The 25107-nt window shown below is 57.8% G+C and carries 13 protein-coding genes; 8 read left to right on the top strand and 5 right to left on the bottom strand.

The genetic code is table 11. From position 1 onward, the window contains the following. Nucleotides 1-384 precede the first annotated feature (384 nt). Both LGH74_RS12730 and LGH74_RS12725 read left to right on the top strand, forming a co-directional pair. A complete protein-coding gene (locus LGH74_RS12730; protein WP_226176291.1) occupies nt 385-5013 on the top strand; it encodes a glycosyl hydrolase in 4629 nt (1542 codons plus the stop codon). Between the two features lie 160 nt (nt 5014-5173). Next, nucleotides 5174-6271, top strand: coding sequence for a winged helix DNA-binding domain-containing protein (locus LGH74_RS12725; RefSeq protein ID WP_226176288.1), 1098 nt, complete (start codon nt 5174-5176; stop codon nt 6269-6271). 112 nt (nt 6272-6383) lie between these two features. Here the strand turns inward: LGH74_RS12725 and LGH74_RS12720 are convergent, their stop codons facing one another. Then, on the bottom strand, nt 6384-7127 hold the full coding sequence (locus LGH74_RS12720) for a ThuA domain-containing protein (protein WP_226176286.1): 744 nt from the start codon (nt 7125-7127) through the stop codon (nt 6384-6386). Between the two features lie 191 nt (nt 7128-7318). Between LGH74_RS12720 and LGH74_RS12715 the strand changes: the two genes are divergently transcribed. After that, nucleotides 7319-8170 (top strand): GNAT family N-acetyltransferase, encoded by an 852-nt coding sequence (locus LGH74_RS12715; RefSeq protein ID WP_226176284.1) that lies wholly within the window; start codon nt 7319-7321, stop codon nt 8168-8170. Between the two features lie 350 nt (nt 8171-8520). On the opposite strand, the gene LGH74_RS12710 is transcribed toward LGH74_RS12715, so the two are convergent. Beyond that, nucleotides 8521-9003 (bottom strand): DinB family protein, encoded by a 483-nt coding sequence (locus LGH74_RS12710; protein WP_226176282.1) that lies wholly within the window; start codon nt 9001-9003, stop codon nt 8521-8523. Nucleotides 9004-9598: 595 nt separating this feature from the next. On the opposite strand from LGH74_RS12710, the gene LGH74_RS12705 reads away from it, so the two are divergent. The 3 genes from LGH74_RS12705 (at nt 9599) to LGH74_RS12695 (ending at nt 15031) form a co-directional block, all read left to right on the top strand. Further along, nucleotides 9599-10540, top strand: a complete 942-nt coding sequence (locus tag LGH74_RS12705) for a hypothetical protein (protein WP_226176280.1) — start codon at nt 9599-9601, stop codon at nt 10538-10540. Nucleotides 10541-10801: 261 nt separating this feature from the next. Beyond that, nucleotides 10802-12421, top strand: coding sequence for a 5'-methylthioadenosine/S-adenosylhomocysteine nucleosidase family protein (locus LGH74_RS12700; RefSeq protein ID WP_226176279.1), 1620 nt, complete (start codon nt 10802-10804; stop codon nt 12419-12421). Then, nucleotides 12422-15031 (top strand): AAA-like domain-containing protein, encoded by a 2610-nt coding sequence (locus LGH74_RS12695; RefSeq protein WP_226176277.1) that lies wholly within the window; start codon nt 12422-12424, stop codon nt 15029-15031. 126 nt (nt 15032-15157) lie between these two features. Here LGH74_RS12695 and LGH74_RS12690 read toward each other — a convergent pair whose 3' ends face one another. Then, nucleotides 15158-17242, bottom strand: coding sequence for an ExeM/NucH family extracellular endonuclease (locus LGH74_RS12690; protein WP_226176275.1), 2085 nt, complete (start codon nt 17240-17242; stop codon nt 15158-15160). 431 nt (nt 17243-17673) lie between these two features. Between LGH74_RS12690 and LGH74_RS12685 the strand changes: the two genes are divergently transcribed. After that, entirely contained in the window at nt 17674-20568 is a 2895-nt protein-coding gene (locus LGH74_RS12685; RefSeq protein WP_226176272.1) for an endo-beta-N-acetylglucosaminidase, read from the top strand. 142 nt (nt 20569-20710) lie between these two features. Here the strand turns inward: LGH74_RS12685 and LGH74_RS12680 are convergent, their stop codons facing one another. Together LGH74_RS12680 and LGH74_RS12675 are read right to left on the bottom strand one after the other, a co-directional pair. After that, nucleotides 20711-22060 (bottom strand): sensor histidine kinase, encoded by a 1350-nt coding sequence (locus LGH74_RS12680; protein WP_226176269.1) that lies wholly within the window; start codon nt 22058-22060, stop codon nt 20711-20713. Continuing rightward, nucleotides 22060-23430, bottom strand: coding sequence for a sigma-54-dependent transcriptional regulator (locus LGH74_RS12675; RefSeq protein WP_226176265.1), 1371 nt, complete (start codon nt 23428-23430; stop codon nt 22060-22062). Before LGH74_RS12675 ends, LGH74_RS12680 begins: the two co-directional genes overlap by 1 nt. A 315-nt stretch (nt 23431-23745) precedes the next feature. On the opposite strand from LGH74_RS12675, the gene LGH74_RS12670 reads away from it, so the two are divergent. Next, entirely contained in the window at nt 23746-25005 is a 1260-nt protein-coding gene (locus LGH74_RS12670; protein ID WP_226176262.1) for an efflux RND transporter periplasmic adaptor subunit, read from the top strand. Nucleotides 25006-25107 lie beyond the last annotated feature (102 nt).

Here is a 25107-nt window from a genome sequence, read left to right as displayed (position 1 = left end):
CGTGGGGCACCAGGTAGAATTGCCGGCTAAGCTGCATTGTGTGTAAAGTGTTTATTTTCAGCAGGTAGAGGGGTTGAAATGATAAAAAATTAGCTTTGGGCTGCTCGGTTTTACCAGTGGTTTCCCTGTGGAAATGCTATTTGCCGCAATAGTTGAGGAAGTTGGGCTGAGGCTGGGTAGAAAGGTGCCGGGCATATGAACAGCTTCGCTGGATTGGATATGTAACTGCTTCATAGAACGGGTTTTGCCTCTGGTCTATACTGCTGTTGCTGGGTTTTCATCGGCTCCCGCGTTTGGCACAGTTGAGCTGATTTGCGGTTCATCAAGCCGCCTTGTTTTCGCCGCACTCTTTCTTTCCATAACCCCACCAAAACCTTTTTACCAATGGGTATATCCCTACCTAACCGCGTGCCCGGCAATTGGCCGGCACCGTCCGCTGCGACGCGTAAGCTGCGCGCCCTGAAACTGATGGCTCTTTCCTGCCTGGGACTGAGCTTAGCCGCCGCGCCGGCCCTGAGCCAAATCGTGCCCGTGGGCGCGGGCAGCTACACCACTACGTTTCCGGGTACCGATGCCGCCGGCCGCAACGCCGTGCCGCCCGGCTCCCCGCTCGTGAGTGGCGTGGCGGCCACCAAGCCGGTGCCGACCAACGAATTCTGGTCGGCCAAGCTGCAAAAGGACCACGTCAACAACATCTTCAACTACCCGCTGGCCCTGCGTACCCACGAAACCGGGCTGGTGGTGAACTACATTATTCCACCCTCGGGGCCCAAGGAGTACCGGCAGCCCAACAGCGACGTAATGGCCGTAACGGTGGGCGTACAGAGCCTAAACGCCGTGCGCGCCACGGTGGCAGACTACTCCGACTGGACCGTGACCATGAACTGGCACAGCGGCTCGAACGACTTCAACGCCATCGTGGGCATGGGCATGCCGTTTCTGTACTTCACCAAAGGCGCCGCCGACGTGGCCGTGGTGAAAGTGACGGTGGGCACGGTGACCATCAACAACGAAATGCTGCTCATCCGGGACTCCTACAACGGGGCCGACTACGCTGTGTACGCCCCGGTAGGCTCCATCTGGACCAACAACGCGGGCACCTACACGTCCACGCTGAACGGCAAGACCTACTGGTCGATGGCCTTCCTAAACCCGACGGCCGCCGACGCGCTGGCCGCCGCCAACGACTACAAGAAGTACGCCTACGTTTTCCCGGCCAGCACTACGGTGAGTTGGCAGTACACGGAAAGCACGGCGGTGGTGAAAACGACCTTTACCGTGACACCTTCGGTAAAGGAAGGCACCGGTACCACCGTGCTGCAAGGCCTGCTGCCCCACCAGTGGGGCTATTTGGCCAGCGGCTCGGCCCAACCGGCGGGGCAGGTGTATCCATCGGTGCGGGGGCAGCTGAAAATGCTGGCCGGCAACACCTTTTCGACGGCCTACACCTTCCACGGCGTGCTGCCCACGCTGCCGTACCTGGATAACTACAGCGCCGGTTTCAGCCCCGTCAAGCTCAACGACAAGGTAAAGGCCCTGCAAAACAACGGCCTGGCCGAGTGGACCGACTCCTACAACGAGGGCCAGGAAATGAACAAGCTGATCCAGACGGCCCGCATTGCCGATGAGGCCGGCAACGTGGAAGCGCGCAACAAGATTCTGGCCACCATCAAGACCCGGCTGGAAGACTGGCTGTCGGTGGAAGGCGGCGAAAAGGCCTTCCTGTTTTACTACGACACCAAGTGGTCGGCGCTGCTGGGCTACCCGGCCGGCCACCACCAGGACGACAACCTGAACGACCACCATTTCCACTGGGGCTACTTTATTCACGCCGCCGCCTTCGTCGAGCAGTACCAGCCCGGCTGGGCCAGCCAGTGGAGCGAGATGGTGAACATGCTCATCCGCGACGCGGCCAACCCGAGCCGCACCGATACCAAGTTCCCGTTTCTGCGCAACTTCGACCCCTACGCTGGCCACGCCTGGGCCGACGGCTTCGCCAGCTTCCCGCAGGGCAACAACCAGGAGTCCACGTCGGAAAGCATGCAGTTCAACTCGTCCCTGATTCACTGGGGCGCCATTACCAATAACAAAGCCACGCGCGACCTGGGTATCTACCTCTACGCCACCGAGCAGGCCGCCATTGAGGAATACTGGTTCGACGTGAATGACCGTACTTTCCAGCCCGACTACGCCTACAGCGTAACCGGCCGGGTGTGGGGCGCGGGCTACGACGCGGGTACCTTCTGGACCCCCGACATCCGGGCCGTCTACGGCATTCAATTGTACCCCATGCACGGCGGCTCGCTGTATCTGGGCCTGAACAAGCCCTACGTGCAGAAGCTCTGGACGGAAATTACCCAGAACACCGGCATTCTGCAGAACGAGGCCAACCCCAACACCTGGCACGACCTGCTCTGGGAGTATCTGGCCTTTATCGACCCCGTGAAAGCCATTCAGCTCTACGATTCCTACCCCAACCGCAGCATCAAGTTCGGCGTCTCGGATGCCCAGACCTACTATTGGCTGCACGCTATGAATGCCCTGGGCCAAGTGGACGCCACCGTGACGGCCAACAACCCCGAGGCGGCCGTGTTCAACAAGAACGGCCAGAAAACCTACGTGGCCCACAACTACAGCAGTGCGCCCATCACCGTCCTCTTCTCCGACGGCTACTCGCTGCCGGTACCAGCCCGCAAGCTGGCCACCAGCCGCGACGTGGCCGTGGCCGGCACGCTCACGGCCACTGCCACCGAAGTAGCTGCCAACGGCAGCGTAACGCTGAGCGTGGCTACCACCGGCTCGGGCATTACCGGCGTCGAGTTTTTCGACGGCAGCACTTCCCTAGGCACCGTGACGAGTGCACCCTACACCCGCACGGCGGCCAATCTGCCCGTTGCCATTCACAACTTCTACGCGAAAGTGTTTGCCGGCTCCCTGTTTAAAGTGACCAACATTGCCACGGTGCAGGTGGGCAAGCAGACTTCGTTCACGGGTGCGCCGCAAGCCATTCCGGGCACCATTGAGGCCGGTAAGTACGACACGTATGCTGGCGGCAAGGGCCAGGATATTGCTTATAATGATGCCTCGGAAGGCAACCAGGCTACGTTTGAGCCCGCGCCAACCGTGGCTTTCCGCACCACCGAAAGCGTAGATGCCGTAACCGATGCGGCCGAGGGCGCTACCGTGGGCTGGGTAGATGTCGGCGAGTGGCTGGAGTATACCGTGAACGTGGCTACGGCTGGCACCTACACGCTGGCGCTACGCTACGCGGCCGGCAATGCCGAAGGCGGTGGACCGTTCCAGCTGTCGGTGGATGGCAGCGCCGTGGGCAGCGCCCAGACCGTGACAACGACCAGCAACTGGGGCACCTGGGCTACCAAAACCATAACGGGCCTCAACCTGCCGGCCGGGGAGCATATACTGCGCCTCACCTTTACCCAGGGCGGCTTGAACGTAGGCCGACTAGCCTTCACCTATACCGACGGCTCCACCAACACGCCGCCCACCGTCAGCCTGACCTCGCCCACCAATAACGCCAGCTTCACCGCGCCAGCCACGATTACCATCACGGCCAACGCGGCCGACGCCAACGGCATGGTGAGCAAAGTCGAGTTCTTCCAGGGCAGCACTAAGCTGGGCGAAGACCTGACCGCGCCTTACGCCTACAGCTGGAGCGGTGTGGCCGTGGGCACGTACTCTCTCTCGGCCAAAGCCACCGACAACGCTGGGGCCGTAACGACTTCGGCGGCGGCCAGCATAAGCGTAACCAGCGGCACCAACCCGCCGACCGGTACCTGCACCGGCGGCCCTACCAATGGCGACTACACCTACTCCGTGTCGTCGGCCAGCCCCAACCCGACGCTGACCTTCGTACCCGGCCGCACCGGCGTGGGCAGCACTACTTTGCTGCTGTATTACGGTACTGCCGCCACCGGGCCCTATCCGGGCTATGTCGTGCAAGCCAATACACCCTTCACCCTGAATGCCGCCGCGGGGCAGACAGTGTATTTCTACTACACCTATAGCGTGCCCGAAGGTGGGGAGCGGAACACCAGCCAGACGCCGCACAGCGCGGTAGTAGGCAGCTGCGGCAGCACCCCACCCACCAATACGCCACCTACCGTTAGCCTGACTTCGCCGGCGAATAACGCCAGCTTCACCGCGCCAGCCACGATTACCATCACGGCCAACGCGGCCGATGCCAACGGCACAGTCAGCAAAGTAGAATTCTACCGGGGCACCACGCTGCTCGGCACCGATACCTCGGCACCCTACAGCTTCAGCTGGACGAGCGTAGCGGCCGGCACCTATTCGCTTACTGCCAAAGCCACCGATAATGCTGGTGCCACCACGACCTCGGCAGCCGTAGCCGTGACGGTAACCGGCGGCACCAGCTCCGGCGGCTACTGCGCCACTACCGCCGACTTCAGCTACGGCGCGGTAACCAGCGGGGGCAACGTGACCTTCACGTTCCATCCGCTTGGGGCTACTGTGGGCGGCAACCTGGCTATCCTGTATTTGCGCGAAGGCAGCACCGGCGGTTACCCGGGCTATGCCATGACCAAGAATGCGGCCGGTGATTTTACCTACACCAAAGCCATTGCCGGGGGTACGGTAACGAGCCTGTATTTCACGTATCAAGTAGGTGCGGGTGGCCCCGAGCGCAACACGGCCGCTACACCCTTCAGCTACACGGTGGGCACCAGCTGCACCCAGGCCCGCACCGCGCTGGCCAGTGGCAGCGCGGCATCAGCGGCGGCCACTGAGCTGCTCATAGCGCCCAACCCCGGCGCTGGGTTGGTAACGGTGCGCTTCAGCCAGCCCCAGCCGGGTGGCTACTCGCTGCAGCTCTATGATTTGCAGGGCCGACTCGTGCAAACCATTGCCAGCGGCACCGGCGCGGGCCCGCAGAAGGTGAGCGTGCCGGTCGGCCAGTATCCGGTGGGCGTGTATCTGCTCCGGCTAGTGTCGGGCCGGCAGACGCTTACGCAACGGCTGGTTATTAGCCGTTAAACCGGTTACTATCATTGTTGCTGAAAGCCCCGGCCGGTTGGTCGGGGCTTTTTTGTAGCTGTTGAGTTATCCTGACGGAGTTTGAAAGGACTTTCATTGCTGAAGCCGCCAGCACCACCTACCTTCCCCGCCGCCGCCCGAACCAGATTTGACTACGCCCATGAGCACGACTACCCCTGAGCTGCTGAGCCGGCGGCTAGCCAACCAGCACATTACCAGCCCCGAATTTACCCAGCCGGCCCAGCTCGTGGCCTGGATGGGCGCTATGCAGGCCCAAGAATACAGCATGGCCAAATGGGCAGTTGGCCTGCGCGTGCCGGGTAGCACCGACGAGGCCGTGGAAGCCGATTTCAACGCCGGCCGCATCCTGCGCACGCATCTGCTGCGGCCCACCTGGCACTTTGTGAGCCCGCCGGATATTCGCTGGCTGCTGGCCCTCACGGCCCCGCACATCATTCGGGCCAGCGCCTATACCTACCGGCAGGCGGAGCTGGATGAAGTCACTTTTGGGCGCAGCGGCGAAGTGCTGGCCCGTGCCCTGGAGGGTGGCCGCCACCTTACCCGGGAGGAGCTGGCAGTAGCGCTGGCTGAGCACAATATTGCAGCCAGCGGGCTGCGCCTAAGCACCCTGATGATGCGCGCCGAGCTGGATGGGCTTATTTGCAGCGGCCCGCGGCGCGGCAACCAGTTTACCTACGCCCTGCTGGACGAGCGGGTGCCACCGGTGGCCACCCTGACTCCGGAAGCAGCCCTGGCCGCCCTAACGCTGCGCTATTACACCAGCCGCGGCCCGGCCACGCTGGCCGATTTTGCCGGCTGGTCGAGCCTGACGATGAAGCAGGTGAAAACGGGTGTGGCGCTGGTGAAGCCCCACCTGGAGCAAGTGCAAATGCAGGGGCAGGATTACTTCCTGGTTCCGCAGGCGGTAGCGGCTGGTAGGCCGGCGGGCAGCGCCACGTTTTTGATGCCCGACTACGACGAGTATGGTATGGCTTACAAAGACCGCAGTGCGTTATTTCACCCGGCCAGCGCGGTTGTCAAGGTCATTGACCCCAACTCGGAGTACAACCGTATGGTGGTGCTGGATGGGCGTATCGTGGGCCGGTGGCGGCGCACGGTGCAGAAGGCCGCCGTAGTGGTTGACGTGTATCCCGCGGTAGTGCTGACGACGACCCAGGTGGCAGCTATAACCGAGGCCGCCGGCCGCTACGGCCGCTTCTTAGGTAAGCCGGTTGCCGTCCGGTTTCCTGCGTCCTGAGTGGTCTACCAAGCGGGGTTTACCAGCAGTAGTAAGCAAGGACAAAGACTTTTGATTAACGGCCCTTCATTAGCTCCAACAAGCCACATTTGCTCTGCAACAGGCAGGGCGGCTACCGGCCTATAGCGTACTGGATGCCGCCGAGCAGATGCCGCAGAAACAGGGGCTCCTGGTAGCTTTCGGGGGTGTGGCCCCCGGCGGTGTAAAAGGCTCGGCCGCCGTCGTAGGTGTGATACCAGGCGAAGGGGTGGGTAGGCCCGTTGGTGCCGCCGGTGTAGGTGGTTTCGTCGAGGGTGGCCAGCACGGTGAGGTCGGGCTTGATGTCGCGGAAGTTGTACCACTCGTCGGTGCGGGGCCAGGCGGCGGGCAGGCCGGCGGTGGCCGGGTGGCCACCGCCGGCCTGGATGCGGATGGTGGCGGGCTGCACGGCCGGGTGGCTCACGAAGTAGGCACCTACCAGGCCGTGGTACCAGGGCCAGTCGTACTCGGTATCGGAGGCGGCGTGAATGCCCACGTAGCCGTGCCCGGCCCGGATGTACTGCTCGAAGGCCGTTTGCTGGGGCGCGGTCAGCACGTCGGCGGTGGTGTTGAGAAACACGACGGCCTGGTAGGCGGTCAGCTGGGCGGGGGCGAAGCGGGCGTTGTTGGCGGTGGTATCAACGCGGAACCCGTTATCCTTGCCCAGCTTTTGCAGGGCGCGCAGGCCGTCGGGAATGGACTTGTGGTGGAAGCCGGCCGTTTTGTAGAACACCAGGATGGCCGCCGACGCGGGTGGAGCCGGTGTGGAGGCCGGGTCCGAAAACAAGCTGCCGCAGGCCGCCAGCACTACGCCAGGAATCAGAAGTTTTACGAGCATAATTGGTGGGTAAGGAAGGATAGAAATGAACCGGGGCCGCACGGATGGGCGCTATGCTATGCGCTGCCCCGGCCAGACGGTAGTGGCAATATACTCCTGCTGGTTGACAAGCGGCGGCGGCGTATTGCCACTAGCTGCTGCGCTTTTCGAGCGGGCCGCGTACCTTGCCTGCCCACTTTACCCTCCCTGTGATGACCCTGCTATCTGCCGACCGGTCGCTGGCCCGGCGCCTTGAGCGTACCGAGGCCCAGGCCAACGCCAACTTCGTGGAAGCCCGCCAGCGGCTGCTACCCGAAAGCAACGCCACCTGGATTGCGGTGGCTGGGGCATACGCCATGTTCGACGGGCTGGAGTCGCCGCTGACGCAGAGCTTTGGCCTCGGGTTGTTCGACCCCGTGGGAAACGAGGAAATGGGCCGACTAGAGCAATTTTTTGCCGAGCGGCAGGCACTGGTGCTGCACGAGGTGAGCCCCCTGGCCGATGCGGCGCTGCTGGCGCTGCTGCCGGCCCGGGGCTACTACCCGCTGGAATATACCAACGTGCTCTACCGCCCGTTGGGCCCCGACTACGAGCCGGCCCCGGTGCGCACGCCGGGCCTGACTATGCGCCGCAGCCAGGATGCCGAAGCTGACCTCTGGGCCCGCACCTCGGCCGAGGGCTGGAGCACTGAGGGCCAGGAGTACGAAGATTTCATGTTTCACTACGGCCAGCTTAGCGCCGCCAGCGCCGGGTCCGCGCCGTTTCTGGCCGAACTGGGCGGGCAGCCAATAGCCGCCGGCGGCCTGTTTCTGCACGAGGGCACGGCCCTGCTGATGGGGGCCAGCACGGTACCGGCCGGGCGACGGCAGGGGGCACAGTCGGCGCTGCTGGGGGCGCGGCTGGGCTACGCGGCTAAGCAGGGCTGCACGCTGGCCATGATGGGGGCCTTGCCCGGCAGCCAGTCGCAGCGCAATGCGGAGAAGAACGGGTTTCGGGTGGCGTATACCCGCATTAAATGGCAGTTGGGGGCGGTGGGCGCGCGGGCTGAGACTGGCGGCTCTTAGGGTATCGTTGCTTGGTCTGTCATCTTGAGTGCAGCGAAGGACCTTCCTCGTCTCAGTGACAAGCATGTTGCCAACGTGACAAAGCCCTTTACTGCTGGTGCGGTAAAGGGCTTTGTTACGTTGGTACTAGCTGCGGCGGGATAGGTGAGGAAGGTCCTTCGCAAGCTCAGGATGACAGAGCAAACAACGATGACAGACGGAGCAACGATGGTAGCCGATGGTGATTACCATTGCACGCGAGATTCCTCAGCTTCGCTCGGAATGACGGCCGATGCGGAAGGACGACCAATATGGAAGTACGTTCTATTGAGGAAGGATGACGGCCAGGAATACGCGCTACGTTTCATTGCCTATTCCCAGATGCCGAGCAGGCGGCGTAGCAGCACGAGCTGGCCCATGTGGTAGGAGTTGTGGTCGGCGATGAGCATGGCTTCGCGGAGCAGGTTTTGGCCGGTGCCGTGGGGGAAGGGGGCGAGCAGGTCGTGCTGGGGGTCGTGGAGGAGGGTGATGAAGGCGGCGCGGTCATGGGCAATGGCGGCCAGGGTGGCCCGGAAGGTGGCTTCGTCGGCGGGCTGGGCGGCATCGGGCCAGTAGCCGGCGGGCCACTCGGGGGACACGAAGTGCGGGTCGCGGCAGAATTCGAGGATGTCGTGCTGGGCGATGCGCAGGTGCTCGGTGAGCTCCCAGATAGTGTAGGGCACTTGGGGCACGCGCTGGTTGAGGGCGGCGGCGGGAATGTCGGCGCAGGCGTCTTCGAGGGAGGAGTGGGCGTAGCCTTTTTCGAGCAGGCCGATGAGCTCGGCCACGATGGTTTGGCGGGTGTTGGCGTCCATGGAGTTAAGGGAAAGGAAAGGATAATGGGGTAAAAATAGTGGGTTTCGGGCGGGTGCCTTACGTGCGCCTCACCCCCCGGCCCCCTACGCCGCTTGATGCGCGGAATGAAAGAGGAGAGGGGGAGCCTGACGACGGGAAATGGTGCGCCTGCCTGGGCCGGCGGCGGACTATTGGCTTTTAGCCCAGCGGGGCGGCACATCACCCGTTCAACGACTGGTGTTGCCCCGCTGAGACTACCGTTTCTACAGCTCGGCGTTGGCATACGCCTTGCGCTGAGTGGCGGGTGGCAGGAAATGCGTGGTGGCTTGCAGGATATGTCTGGCCAGGTGCAGGAGATAAGTGGCGGGGTGCAGGAGATGTCTGACATGCTGCAGGGCAAGGGTGGCGGGGTGCAGGGAATGTCTGGCGAAGTGCAGCGGTAGTCTGGCGCTTTGCAGGGAATAGCGGGCGGGCTGCAGGAGGTAGCTGACGACCCAAAAATAAGCGGGGGTGTGAACTAAGTATAGACTTGAGGCTATGTATAAAAGCAGTAGCTTTTGCGGCCGGCCGTGATGGGTCGGATGTACTTCACTTTTACCTATTTACCGTTGCTTTATGAATACCAAACAGCAGAATCAGATTACGATGTACGGGGCGGTGCTGCGCTTTCTGGAAGAAGCGGGGGCGCCGCTGACGACGATTAAGCGGATTGCCATGGGGCGTACTGCGCTGGCGGGCCTGGTGGAACGCATCGGGCAGACGGCCACGGCGCAGGACCACACCACCACGGGCGTAACGCGCGACCGGCAAGTGGTGAAACTGGAAGCTGCGCAGAAGGCCGAGATTCTGCGGCTGCTGGCCGTAGCTCTGACTGCCGACGCGGCCCTGCGCGGGGAGCTGAAAGCGCCATTGAGCCGGGTGCTGCCCGGTAAGGATGCCGAGCTGCTGGCGTACCTGGGCAAGATTGACCGGGCCATTGGCACGCTGGCCGCCGCCGACCTGGCCGATGCCGGCTACGACCCGGCGGTGCGCCAGACCCTGCAGGCCGACCTGGCCGAGCTGATGGCTACCCAGGGCCAGGCGCGGCTGATTGAGACGGGTACCAGCGCGGCCACGGCCACGCTGCCCGAGCTGCTGGCGGCGGCCCGCGAAACCTTCGAAACTGCCCTCGACCCCTTCGTGCGGGCTCAGGAGCTGGCCCAGCCCGAGCTGGTGCGGCAGTATGAGGCAGTGCGGACGCCGGTAAAAACGGCGGCCAGCCGGCGGGCCGAGTACCGGGGGCCGGTGCTCTACGGCAAGCCCGCGCTGGTATTCGATAGGCGGGAGGCGGGCGTGGTGGCGCCCACGCTGGGCAACCGCAGCGGCAAGGGCCTCACGCTGCGCTACTACACGGCTCCCACGGCCGGGGCGCTGCCCGCGCCGGGGCAGGGGCTGGTGGTGAAGCACAAGACCGAGGCTCACCTTTCGGACTACAGCCAGCTGGGCGCGGAGGATGCGCCGTACTTGCTGGTGGTGCTGGAGCAGGTGGATGGGGAAGGGCGTTGGGTGGTGCGGTAGGGCCTCACCCCCCGGCCCCCTCGCCAGGGGAGAGGGGCCGCGGGTGTTGGGAATGAGGAAGGCCCCGGCGTTTGCCGGGGCCTTTTTGTTGGGAGATGTATAGTGAGGGAGGGTTGAAGATAAAATATTTGTATGTATTTGAATAACAGTTCAATGGCGGCTGTTTGTGCTGGCTTTGAAGATATTGTCTATTCAAATATAACTATTAATTTATTGTGAATAAATTAATAGTTATATTTGGTGTACATCATTATTGCTTCAATGAATATAGAAGATCCATATCTGCATATCAACACTGCAGATTTTGAAAAAATAAAAGGCAAGTTACAGCTTGTTTTAATTACGGTTACAAAAATCGAGACTACTTGCCTTCATGAGAAACTAAGTCCCATAACTGGGTCCGAATCGATATTAGTGTACCAAAAAGATATCATGACTTATTACATTGGTGTATTTGGTATTTATATAGTTTGCCATGTGGAATCTAGAATGGGTAGTATTGGAGTAGGTGCTTCTGTCTTGACAACAAGGCTAGCAATTGAGCATATTAGTCCAGAGGCTATTATTATGATCGGAATTGCCTTTGGAGTTGATGATAAAAAGCAGCGAATAGGTGATGTTCTCGTCTCAGAACAAATAATATCTTATGAAGTTAAAAAGGTAGGACGCCTCAAAACTGAATATAGAGGTTCAAAACATATGTCAAGCGTGTTACTGATCAATAGATTTGCTAATATAAAAGATTGGAAATTTTCTATAGGGAGTAGGAGATTATCAAATGTTATTTTTGGAGATATACTTTCTGGAGAAGTTCTTGTTGATAATATAAAGTACAGAAATAATATAATCAGACAATTTCCTACTGCTATTGGCGGTGAAATGGAAGGGGCTGGTTTGGTCTCATCAGCATATTCATTTAATAAAAGTTGGATTCTTGTAAAAGGTATATGCGATTTTGCTGATGGTGATAAAGCAAAAGATAAAGTAAAGCGCCAAAAATTGGCGGCGAGAGCTGCTGTAGATCTTTGTCATTCAGTTTTTAGTCTTGATTCCTTTAGCGATTTGGATATACACGCTATTGCACCAATAGTTTCTCTGCCAAAAGTTATTGATATAAAGAAAGTAAGTGATGCCCTATTTAATCAATATTCACAAGATATTGAAATGTATTACATCGAGAGAGAACAAGATGATTTTATTTGTAATTTAATCAGCAGCGAAGCTAATATATGGGTATATGGTGGTAGTGGTTATGGTAAAACTTCTTTAGTGTATAGGAATTTGATTAGCAAGGGTATTCATGTTATTGATCTGTCTTTGTGTGATGCAGATATTCTTTCTTCATTTGAGTATATAAATTCTAAGCTCCTTGAGCAAGTTAATGTTTCTGATAAATTTAAGCCGCAAAATATTATGCAGGCTATAGATGTCGTTTCGTCTACATTAAATAGATATTACCAGGGTAAATATATTGTCTTCGAAGAGATGCCTGTGGATGAAAATGATGTTGATTTTGTTAAATATATATTTTCCCTGATGATAAAGCATGTTAATGCCTTCCCTAGGTCAACTGTTAGGTTTGCTTGTACATCTATCGGCAATCCCAAACTAGTTGCTGTAGGCGTAAATGCGAAAATACATGAAAGGATTAGATTTCATGAACTGTGCAAGTGGGATGAAAAGGATATGTTAAGATTATTGAATTTAATACAACAATCATTGAGCTTCCAATTGCTTAGTGAGAATGCAGCTGAATTATTGCGGGAGTCTAACGGAAATCCTAGGTTTTTAAAAAGATTTATATATCATTTTTTGGTATATAATAAAGCTAATAGTGCTTTGTTTAATATTTCGCTTAACGAGTTTAAATCTAATTTCTAAATGATGAATTCAAAAAAATTAAGATCTCATACTATTGTGCCCTCCACACTATATGTGTATAGAGAAGCAGATAGGCTTCTCCAATATATCATTGAGGATATGGGAAGGCCAGGCTATGTTCTTGTTGCTAGGCAAATGGGTAAAACCAATTTGCTAATTAATGCTAAAAGAACTTTGGCAGGAAAGGAAGATGCATTTGTCTATATAGATTTATCAAATTCTTTTCGAAGTGCAAGGGAATGTTTTCGATATATAATTGATACCGCAATTGAAACGAACCCTGATAATTTCTCATTCCTGTACAATGAAATAGTTAAATCTAGATCAGATAATGATCTGGTTGATCATTTGGAACATTTGTTTGAATTGAGGAAGCTTCTTGGCGTTATCAGAGGTAAACTTGTTATCATTCTAGATGAAGTAGATGCACTGTCAAAAATTACTTTTTCGGATACTATATTCAAGCACATTAGAAGCGTCTATTTTTCCCGTACCAATTATCCACAACTTGAGAGATTAACTTATATATTATCTGGAGTGGCTGAGCCTTCAAGCTTGATTAAGGATCCTAGAATCTCGCCTTTCAACATTGGGCAAAATATATTATTAGGCGATTTTAGCTTGGATGAGTATAATAGTTTTATTCAAAAGAGTGGTCTTGAATTAGATGCCAAAGTGATTGATAGAATTTATTATTGGACAAACGGTAATCCCCGTATGACATACGACATATGTTCTGCTATTGAAGATTTCGTTATTACCAATTCAATTGTTGATATTGAATTAATAGACGAAGTTATTAGTAATATGTATCTTTCTTCATCTGATCAAGCACCCATAGATCATATTCGTGGTTTGATTGAAAATGATTCAGAAATGCTGGATGCAGTGATTTCAATCAAGGAGCAAGATTTTATTAGCATTAAGAAGTCAACCAGAAGAAAGCTTTATTTGTCTGGAGTAGTTGGCCCTGATTTCGAAAAGGAGGTTTTGGAAATTAAAAATAGAGTTCTTGATAATGCACTTTCTATTGAGTGGTTATATGAATTGCGTTCAGATGAAAACGGTCAACTGGTAGAAGCTGTCAATGCTGCTTTTCTTGAAGGAAATTATGGGAAAGTTATTTCAATCGTAGATGGAGTAATTGATCAATTGCCAGTTGATTCAACGTTTTTAACTATTCAGCATTTGCTTATTACCGCTTGTTATAATACAGGAGATTTTTTAGGTGTAATTAAAATATATGAAAAGAATGAAGTGATTATTGATCCTGCTAAGGCTGATATTGATATCAAATCAATATATTTATACGGTTTGTCTTGGTATTATATTAAGGAATTCGCGAAGGCTGCTAATGCGTTTGATAAAATAGTTTCTTACAATAGAAGAGACTTGACTCATTATAGGTCAATGCTAAACATGGGTAGCTCTCTTTTAAATATTGATTATGCAAATGGCTCGGCGGATTCGGTTATTGTATTTAATAATATTGTTAGTGAGTTGTCTCAAATGCAATTAAAGTTAAAAACTGATGAAGTACAGGAGTTGAAGAATATTGCATATTACAATCTTGGTAAGTATTATTATGACAACAATATGTTAGACCTGTCTAAATTGAATTTTGAAGCAGCTCTAAAATTGCCTTTTATTGCGTATCGTCCTATTATTCTGTATCATCTTTATTTGTTGGGTTCTGATAAAGCGGCCTCAGTAGATAATTTAAGAGTTGCTGCAAATATAATAATTGATAATCAGTTGAAGCCTCAAGAATATAACATAGAAAAGCCTATGAGCGTAGGTTATGAAGTGATATACAAAATACTTGTTGAATTAAATAACTATGATATCGTATTGTGTGAGTCCCTTGTCAAGTATATTGTGTCAATAGATATGAGTATGATTAGTGTTTATGAGCAAATGAATAATTCTGATGATAAGTTTGATACCATAAATACTCGATTTCGAGATAACCTGTACTCATTCATTTTTGAACATAAACACAGTTTGTTAAGCGATGATCAAATTTTATTTGGATATTATGTGTATAAAAAATCGAAGTTGATTACGGTTTCTGGATCTGGAAAATTTTTTATTGAGCCATTATTGAAGAAGGATCTTCTTAAGCAAATGGATGCCCAGGATGCCAATTATATGTCTATGCTCCTTAGAGAAAGTATAATCAGGGGTGATTTGTCGTTTGCTGAAGTGTTATTGACTACGTTGAGGAAAAAATATTTTGATTTGGCGGATAGGCCCGCTTTAGAGATAATGTTGATAGATTATTATGAAATGCAATTGATGCGAAATCAGTCTAAGTTTCTTTCTGTATTCAGGAGGGCAAGAAATATACTTAACTTGTACAGTAAGAATGAGATAGAAAGTTCTGCTTCTTCATTTGTGGGTAATGAAGCTCTTGTCTTTCTAAAGGAATCTGCTATTGAGAGTTATCAGCAATTTTTGCCATTGTTTGAGAATAAGGTAGTAATTCCTAAAAGTTTTAAAAATAAAAACATAACTGTGGTATATAACAATGGTGATGTTGTCGTCGGGAAATATAAAAAGTTAGAATCCGATATCAAGAACGAGAAATGTTGGATTATTAGCGAGTAACCGTATGTCATTCATTATTAAATGAAATAGTTATGATTTTGCATAAAAAATTGAAATTTATAATGCTTGAGATATTCTATACGCTGTCATTATGAATTGTGCCTCCTCGCAATGACACGTTTCCTGCTACTCCTTCATAATCCGCCTAGTCTGGTTGAGGCTTTTGCCCTGGAGGCGGAGGAGGTAGATGCCGGGGGCAAGGTGGGCGGTGTAGCGGTTTAGCTCGGCGCGGACGAGGGCTACGGGGCCGTGGAGGTGGAGCATGGGCGGGCCCTGGGGCAGAGATACGTCGAGGGTGACGGGGCCGGCGGTGGCGGGTATTTTGGGTAGGGTGAACAGGGTGGGGCCGGCCGCTGGGTTGGGATACACGAAGAGGCGGGGCGCGGCGGCGTTGGCGGGGGCCAGGCCGTCGAAGTTGAGGCCGATGAGTACCGGGTCGTGGTCGGAGGAGCGGAAGGGGCTGCGGGTGTCGGTGGCGGCCCCGGCCTGGTCGTATTGCAGCGACAGGGGCTCGGCGGAGTTGATATGCCACTTGCGCACGTCGATGAAGCCCACCAGGTTAGAAGACACCACGCAGTGGTCGAGGGAGCCGGTGAGGCCCTTGAAGACGTAGGAGGCGCTGGTGGGCGGCGTAACGACGACCAGTCCGGCGGCCCGCAGAATGTCGATGGGGTCTTCCTCGTAGTTGGCGTTGTAGTCGCCGATGCTGATGAGGCGGCTGGTGCCGGCGGGCCGAACCTGGCCGTTGAGGAAGCTAACGAGGGCGTGGGCCTGCTGCCGCCGCCGCTCGTTGGAGCCGCCCTGCCCGTCGTTCTGGTCGGCATTGGGGCCGGTAGCGTTGCCGCCCTTCGACTTGAAGTGGTTGATGACCACGGCTACCGTATCGGGGCGGGTTTTGCGGCGGGTAATGAAGAGCTGGCCCAGCGGGGGGCGCTCAAACACGTCGGGCACGGTGGCGACCAGGGCGGAACCCAAGGGGCGCACGGCGGCGGGCTTGTAGAGCAGGGCGCAGCGAATGACGTCGGTATTATTGGGCTGCCGGGTGGCCCCGCCGTCGTCGATGAGGGCGTAGGTGCCCGCGCCCAGGGCTTGGTTGAGGCCAGTTACGAGGTCGTGCAGGGCTGAGGCGGGGCCGGTGCCGTCGTTTTCGACTTCGGTGAGGCCCACGATATCGGCGTTCATCTGGGAGAGGGCGGCAATGAGCTTGCTGCGCTGCCGGGCGAAGTCGGCCGGGGTTTTGGCCCCCCGGGGCGTGGGAAACCCGCCGCCCTGCCCGTCGCCGTTGAAGTAGTTGAGCAGGTTGAAGCTGACCAGCTTAAGGTCGAGGCGGCCGAAGGAAGGCATGGCGGGGCGGCTGACGGCAAACACCGGGGCGTCGGGGCCGGGCAGGGGCTGGACGCGCCACTTGCCGAAGCCGTAGCCCAGCACGCCCCGCAGCTGGCTGATGGTGCTGCCCACCCGCAGCGTGTTCAGCGCGGCACTCACGTAGGGCGTGGGCCTGGGGCTGGTGGCCGCCGTGCCGTCGTCGAGGAGGATGCTGCGCTCAGCGTTGGCGGCCTGGTAGGCCAGCACGGCGGCCACGTTGGATGTGCCGGTGCTGGTGGTGCCGGTGGCAGAGTTGTCGTTGGGGTCGATGAACTGGGTGGGCTGGTAGGTGACGCCGCCCAGGGTCAGGATGATTTCGCCGCGCTGCGAGAGGCTGAATACGTCGGAGACGGTAAGGGCGCCGCCCGCCTCAACCAGCATTCCTTCGAGCCGCTCCAGGGTGGCCGGGGCCAGGGACGTGGTGGACAGCGGGGTGAAGGCGGGCCGGGCGTTGCCGCTGCTCAGCACCCGAATGACGGGCTCGGTCAGCACCGCCTGGTCGAAGGCCGGGGCCGCGGCGGCTTCCTGCACGGTGCCGCTGATGCGGACTTTGTCGCCGATGGCGACGGTGGGTGCGGCCTGCACCACGAAGAGGGCATCGGAGGTGGCGGAGTTGCCGTCGGTGGCCGGGGCGGCTTCCTGCACGTAGAAGCCCGCCGGGTTTAGGCCCGGGTACACGGCCGTGACGATGCCCTCGACGGTGTAGCTGCCCGGCTTAGCCGCCGCTCCGCTGCCCTGGATGGTGCCGATGCGGGTAACGGCGGGTTCGGGAGCCTGGGCAGCGGCGGGAGGTATGAATAATAAGTAGGTCAGGATAGATAGGAGGATAGGGCGGATAGCAGGCATGGGTGGCGGGCGTAAGGATGGGAGGTAGGTATGTCTGACAAAATACTATTTATAAATAAAATAATTATATAAATCAGCTTCTGATGTTGTTTAATCTGTCATCCTGAGCTTGCGAAGGACCTTATCACGTCAGCACGAGTCTTTGTTGTGCCTGTTGTTTATATCCCATAGGGTCCTTCGCAGGCTCAGGATGACAGACGAAGCGGTAGAGATGCTTCGACTTTGCGGACGCCAGGCATGACGTTCTTTTTCCAACAACAACGCCACGCGAGATGCTTCGGCTGCGTCTCTGCATGACGTTCTTTTTTGCTGCTGGCAAATGCAGGGAAGAGTATAGGAGAAATTGAATTCAGTTGTACCTTGACCGGCAAGTGAATCATTCTTAGCCATTAACCCGCAAGCCGATGCTATTACGCTACTCTCGAATTCGTTTGTCTTCTCTCCGGTCCTGGCGCCTTGGCGGGCTGCTGGCGCTGCTGGTTTGCTCGCTTACGGCCCAGGCTCAGATGGAGCCGGCGGCGCAGTTTACCAAGCTCTCGGTGGCCCAGCTGCTGGCCTGGACGCCCACCGGCCCCACCGCCGTGCCGGCCAACGTGAGCCGGGTGCCGCTGGCCGCCCGCCAGAACACGCTGACCACCCAGCTCAACCCGGCCCAGAGCTTCAGCCACAAGATCAACTACATTCCCGACGGTATGGCGGGCTTCGCGGGCTACCTCAACGAGCAGCCCCGCTTCAACCTCTACAACTTCACCCACTGGCAATATATCGACGTGCTGACCTGGTTCGACGGGCCGGTGGCCATTCCGACCCGGCCCTGGGTGGAGGCGGCCCACCGCAACGGCGTGAAGGTTATCGGCTCGGTGTTTAGCTCGGCGGCCGACGTGGCCCTGCTGATTCAGAAGGACGGCAGTGGCGAGTACACGGCGGCTCAAAAGCTGGTGGAAGTGGCCAACTACTACGGTTTCGACGGGTGGTTTTTCAACCAGGAATCGTCGGTGCCGGCGGCTACGGCCCTGGAGCTGCGCAACTTGCTCAAGCGCCTGCAGGTGCTACGGCCGGCCGGCATGGAGATTCACTGGTACGACGCCATGCTGCCCGGCGGCGCGGTTTCGTACCAGAACGCGCTGAACGCCAACAACCAGCTGCTGCTCCAGGATGGTACGGCCCGCGTGTCAGATGCCATGTTTACCAACTACTTCTGGTCGGGTGCTACCAACATCACCACTTCCGTGAATACCGCTACGGCCCTGGGCCGGAGCCCGTTCGACGTATATATGGGCGCCGATTTGTGGCCGGGCCGCAACCCGCAGGCGCTGTTTACCCAAACCAACTGGATCAACAACTACTTCACCGGCGGCGACCTGACCCAGCCGCGCCTGTCGCTGGGTTTGTTTGCTACCAACCTGACCTACAACGGCGGCCTGAACTCGTTCAACAGCAACGCGGCCGACTACGCCAATTTTTACCAGACCGAGCAGCGCCTCTTTGCCGGCAACGACCTGGACGTGACTACTGAGGATGCTACGGGCTGGAAAGGCTTTGGCCAGTATGTGCCGGTGCGCAGCATCATCAACACCCTGCCGTTTGAAACCTACTTCTCGGTGGGCCAGGGCAAGATGTTTGCCAACAACGGTACCCAGCTCGTGAAAGGCTGGACCGACATGAGCAAGCAAAGCCTGCTGCCCTCGTGGCAGTGGAACAAAACCGGCGCCGCGCCTATCACCGTGGGCTACGATTTCAGCCGGGCCGTGTACGCCGGCACGTCCCTGAAGCTGCAGGGCAGCCTGAGCGGCACCAACAGCAGCACCGTGAAGCTGTTCCAGACCAAGCTGCCCGTAGCGGCCCAAACCAGCTGCGAGGTGACCTTCAAAACGGCCGCGGCCGGGGCCGCCAATGCCCAACTGCTGCTTTACTTTGCCGACGATTTGCTGAACCCCGCCGCCTTGGACCTGGGCACCGCGCCCGATACGCTCTGGAACACGCGCACCGTGAGTCTGACTACTTATGCCGGCCGGGAAGTGGCCGTCATCGGGGTGCGGGCGGCGGCTTCGGCGGCCGTGGCCACTTACCGCCTAAACCTGGGCCGGCTCAAGTTCTACAACGGGGCAGCGGTAACGGCCGCGCCCACCGTTGGCTTCACGGCCAGCGCCACGGTGGTGACGACCAATCAGTCCGTCACGTTTTCCAACGCCTCGACCAACGCCGACTCCTACCGCTGGACGTTTGAGGGCGGCACGCCGGCTACCAGCACGGCCGTGTTTCCGGTGGTGCAGTACGCCTCGCCCGGCACCTACAGCGTGAAGCTGCGGGCCGCCAATGCCGCGGGCCGCGACTCGCTCACGCGCACCGGCTACATCACGGTGGTGCAGCCCGGTACTTCCACCGGCAACACGGCGCTGGTATTCGACGGGGCCACCAAGTTCGTGGATGCGGGAGCCGTGAACCTGACCGGCACCGCCCTGAGCATGGAATGCTGGCTGAAACCCACGGCCTTCAAAACTGCTTCGCCCTTTATTTCGAGCGTGCTGGGTATGGAAGACGGGGCCAATACGGCCCTTATCCGCCTCGGCGACGCCGGCTTGGCCGCCAGCCGGCTACAGTTTGTGATGCTCGTAAACGGCGTTACTCGCAAGGTCAATTCGCCTACCGACCTCGTCGCGGGCACCTGGTACCACGTGGCGGCCACCTTCGACGGCACCGTGCTGCGGCTCTACCTGAACGGGCAGCTCAACGCCTCATTGAATGCCACGGGCTCGTTTACGGCCAACAGCATCTTCTACATGGGCCGCAACTTCGACAACAGCCGCATCCTCAACGGCAGCCTCGACGAAGTGCGCGTGTGGACCCGGGCCCTGACACCGGCCGAAATTCAGGCCAATATGTGCGCGGTGGCCCCCACGGCCGCGGGGCTGGAAGGCTACTGGCCCTTCAACGAAGGCAGCGGCACGGTAGCCGTCGACCAGACCGGCCACGGCCACCAGGGCACGCTCATCAGCATGGTCCCCACCGACTGGTCGGCCAACGTGCCCGCCGCGTGCGTGGTGACTTCAGTACGGCCGGGGCAGGCGGCGGCGGGGCTACAGGTAGCGGCGCTGGTAAACCCGGTGCGGGGCAGCCAAGCCGAAATCGAAATCCGGGGTGCGCAGGGGCAGCCCACGCTGGTGCAGCTGGTTAATCTGCTGGGCGTGGTGGTCTGGGAAAAGCAGCTCCAACCCAGAAGCAGCACTGAGGCGCTGACGGTGCCCGTGGTGCAGACGGCGGGACTATACGTGGTGCGGGTGAGCAACGCCGCGGGCACGGCCACGGTGAAGCTGCTGAAGCAGTAAAGCCGGGGCCCGCGGTGGCTAGGTCTGAAAACAACGATACCACGCGAGATGTCTCGCGCTACTCGACATGACGTTTTTTTTTGCCCAAAGAGAGTTTGTAGCCACAGCCTGATAAGCTCAGAGCTTATTAGTAGATGACTACCTAAAACTCCAGCTGAAATACCGTGCCTTCGTTGGGCATTGACTGCACTTTGATGCTGGCCTGGTGCAGGTGCAGAATCTGCTTGGCCAAACTCAGGCCGATGCCGGTGCCGCCCGGGCGGGTGGTGAAAAAGGGAATGAAGATGCTGTCCATTACTTCCGGCGAAATGCCGGTGCCGTTGTCGGCCACTTCGATAATGGCCCGCCCGGCATCGGTTTGGTAGGCGCGCAGCCGGATGCGGGGCTGGGGCTGCGGGCGTACGGCGTGGGCCGCGTTCAGCACCAGATTAATCAGCACCTGCTCCATGAGCTGACAATCGGCCTGCAGGTGCAGCTCGGCGGGCTCCACGACGGTGAGCAGCTCGATTCCGTCCTGGCTGAGCTGCGTACTCAGCAGCCCGCCGATGCTGTTAAAAAGCTCCTGCACGTACACGGTCGTTAGGGCAGGGGTATTGATGGTGCTGAAGTTGCGGTAGACCTGGGCAAAGCGGAGCAGCCCCTCACTGCGGTGCTGAATGATGCCGATACCCTCGGCTACGTCGGCCAACCGCTGCCGCTCGGCGGGCATTGCTTCCGACTGGGCCAATTCCCGGCTCAGGTCGCGGCGGAGCGTATCGGCCAGGGACGCAATGGGGGCCACCGAGTTCATGATTTCGTGGGTCATCACGCGCAGCAGCTTCTGCCAGGCGGCGGTTTCGGTTTCGTCGAGGGTGTGGCTCACGTTTTTGAATGCCACCAGCGTAAACTCCCGGCCCTGCAGCCGAAACGTGGTAGCGGAAAGCAGCAGTTGCATAGTGTTGCGGCCCACCGTCACCTTCACCACCGTGGCCGCGCCGGGCTGCAGCCGGTTTATGGCTTCGTAGAGCTCGGGCAGGCGCTTGTGCAGCGTGCTGATGTGCTTGAGGTAGGGCAGCTCCAGGGTGCGCTTAAACGACTCGTTGATGGACTCGACCTGGCCGGTGGCATCAAAGGAAATAATGCCCGTGTCGATGAGCTGCAGCACGGTTTGGAGGTAGGTAAACTGGGCTTCCCGCTCGGCGCTGAGCTGGCGAAAAGTGGTGCTGAGCTGGTTGAAGGCCGCGTGCAGGGGCCGCAGCGCCCGGTTGGGGTGAGCCTCGTTGTAGTGCAGGGAAAAGTCGCGGTACTGCACGGCCAGCAGAAAATCAGCCAGGGCCCGGGTGCCGCGCGTGAGGTGCCGGCCCAGTTCCCACACGGCCAGCCCGAGCAGCAGCGTGGCCAGCCCCAGCAGGGCGTAATGGCCGTGCTCCAGGGCCCGCTGGGCCCCGTAGAGCAGCGCCAACAGCCCGAGCAGCCGCAGTACAATACCGATTTCGAGCCGCTTAAACGTCATTAAAGGTCATGTTTTTCGAGGCGGCGGTACAGCGCGGTGCGCGTGAGGCCCAGCTCCTTGGCGGCCTTGGTGATGTTGCCGTTGTGGCGCTCAATGACCCGCAGAATAGTCGCCTTTTCCACTTCGTTGAGCTGCAGCGGGCCTTCTGAAAGCGTGGTAACCGCCAGGGCATCCATAGCCGAGAAGTGAAAATCATGAGGGCGCAGCACGTCGTCTTCGGCCAGAATGACGGCCCGCTCCACGGCGTGCTGCAGCTCGCGCACGTTGCCCGGCCAGTGGTGCTGCCGCAGCTTGGTAAGCGTAGCCGGCTCAAAGTCGGGGGTGGGCTTGCGGTTGCGGGCCGCGTAGATACCGGCAAAGTGACGGGCCAGCAGCAGCACGTCATCGGCACGGGCGCGCAGGGGCGGCAGGGTTATTTCGACGGTGTTGAGGCGGTAAATCAGGTCTTTGCGAAACCGCTGCTCGGCGGCCAGCTCGTAGAGCGGGGCGTTGGTAGCCGAAATCAGGCGAATGTCGATGGGCACGGGCACGTTGCTGCCCACGGGCAGCACTTCCCGGTTTTGGAGCACGGTGAGCAGCTTGGCCTGCTGGGCCAGGGAAATGTTGCCGATTTCATCCAGAAACAGCGTGCCGCCCGATGCCGCCGCAAACCGCCCGGTCCGGTCTTCCCGGGCATCGGTGAAAGCGCCTTTGCGGTGGCCAAACAGCTCACTCTCGAAGATTCCCTCACTCATGGCGGCCAAATCGGCCGTAACCAGGGGCAGAGCAGCGCGGAAGGATTTCTGATGGATGGCTTTGGCTACCAGCTCCTTACCGGTGCCGTTTTCACCCAGCAGCAGAATGTTGGCCTCGGTGGGCGCCACCTTTTCTATTTTGTGGAACACCTCCTGCATGGCCGCCGACTCGCCCAGCAGGGAAAATTCGGCGAAGGATGCCGGCCGCCGGGGCGCGGCCGGGCCGGCCGGGGCCGCTTTGCCGGCTTCGAGAGGCTGCAAAGCGGCGGCCAGGGTATCGAGCAGTTGGGCGTTGTGCCAGGGCTTGACGAGGAAATCGGTGGCCCCGGCCTTGAGCGAGCGGACCGCCGTGCTGACTTCGCCGTGGGCCGTAATCATGATTACGGCGCTGCCGGGCGCTTTTTCGCGGATGCGCCCCAGCCAGTATAGCCCCTCGTTGCCGGTGCCCAGGGTGCTTTTGTAGTTCATGTCGAGCAGTATCACGTCGAAGCGCTGCTTGCTGAGCAGGGAAAGCAGCAGCTCCGGGTTCTTTTCCGTCACCACTTCCTGCACCTCCGTGCGCAGCAGCATGCGCATGGCAAAGAGCACGTCCGTGTCGTCGTCTACCACCAAAACCCGCGCTTTTTTCAAGATCATACCGTGTACTAGCTAAAGCAAAAATGGGCGGCCACCCGCGCCCGACTACGAAGCACCGAAATACCCGCCACAATTGTACTAGATTTTAAAAATGCCCCGTCCGGGCTTGGGCGGCATCTTTTGGCTTGGCCCGGTGCGGCGGCTGTATCACTACCGGACGGTAGATTGTATCGAAACCGAACAGTTTTAGCGGCAGTTGCGGTAAGCTTGGAATTAAGAATTTGATAATTAATGCTTTAGCAAGTTGGCATCGTTCTTCCTGAGCATTTTGGGCGGGCTGCCGAATAGCCCGCTGCTGCCAATTGCTGCCTGGTCATGGATGAACGAATTGAAAAAAAAACCTGGACGCCGACCCGCCTGCTGCTGCTGGCCGGCCTGCTGCTGCTGGTAGTGGCCGTGGTGGCCGGGCTGCGCACCTCAGCCGGCCCAGCCAAGCTCAACGTGGACCCCGAGCGGCTGACGATCAGCAAGGTAACGCGCGGGCCGTTTCAGGAGTTTGTGCCCGTCGATGGAGTGGTGATGCCCATCAAGACCATTTACCTCGACGCGCCCGAGGGCGGCACGGTGCAGCACATTCTGGTGGAAGATGGTGCGGCCCTCGCACCGGGGCAGCCCATCATTCAGCTGGCCAACACCGATTTGCAGCTGGAAATGGTGAACCGCGAAACGGCCGTATTCGACTTGATGAACAACCTGCACAACACCCGCAACCTGCTCCAGCAAAACCGCATTCAGCAACTCAACCAGCAGGCCGAAATCGACAACCAGCTGCGCGAGGCCAAGCGGCTATTCGACCTGAATGAGACGCTGTATCAGGAAAAGGTGATTTCGCGCCAGGACTACCAGCAAGCCAAAAACAACTACGACTACCAGCGCCGCCGCCGGCAGCTCAGCCGCCAGGCTTTGCGCCAGGATTCGCTGGCTATGCGCGAACAAATCAGCCAGATGACCCAGTCGGTGGGGCGCATGCAAAGCAACCTGGCCCTGATGCGCCGCAAGCTCGACGACCTCACTATCAAGGCCCCCGCGGCGGGCCGCATTACCTCGCTCAACGCCGAAATCGGGGAGCTTAAAACCCGGGGGCAGCGCATCGGCCAGCTCGATATGCTTACCGGCCTGAAGGTGCGCGCCACCCTCGACCAGTACTACATTTCGCGCATCTTCCCCGGGCAAAAGGGCGAAATAACGGTGGACGGCAAACCCTACGCCCTGAGCGTGAAGAAGATATTCACCCAAGTAACCAAGGGCGTGCAGGTCGATATGGAGTTTAGCGGCCCCGTGCCACCCGACCTGCGCCGGGGCCAGACGGTGGCCGTGCGCCTGGCCCTGAGCGATCCGACGGTGGCTGTGCGCGTGCCCAAGGGCGGCTTCAACCAGAAAACCGGCGGCAACTGGATTTTTAAGGTGAGCGAAGACGGCTCCAAGGCCTACCGCACCGACATTCGCCTGGGCCGCCAGAACCCCGACTACTACGAGGTACTCGAAGGCCTGCAGCCCGGCGACCAAGTGGTGACTTCCAGCTACGAGGGCTACGACACGATGGGCGAGCTGGAACTGCGCGCCAAGCCCCAGTAGCCGCCTGATTTAAACTGAACACCGAATAAAAGCCGGTCAACTAGCGCCTGCGGAGCCGATCTGATGGTGAACGGAGAATGGCGTTTCTACCCGGAAGAACAA

Source organism: Hymenobacter lucidus (assembly GCF_020447265.1).
GTDB classification, from domain to species: domain Bacteria; phylum Bacteroidota; class Bacteroidia; order Cytophagales; family Hymenobacteraceae; genus Hymenobacter; species Hymenobacter lucidus.
The sequence above is the reverse complement of the archived record's forward strand: the minus strand, read 5'-3'. Positions and strand labels throughout refer to the sequence as shown.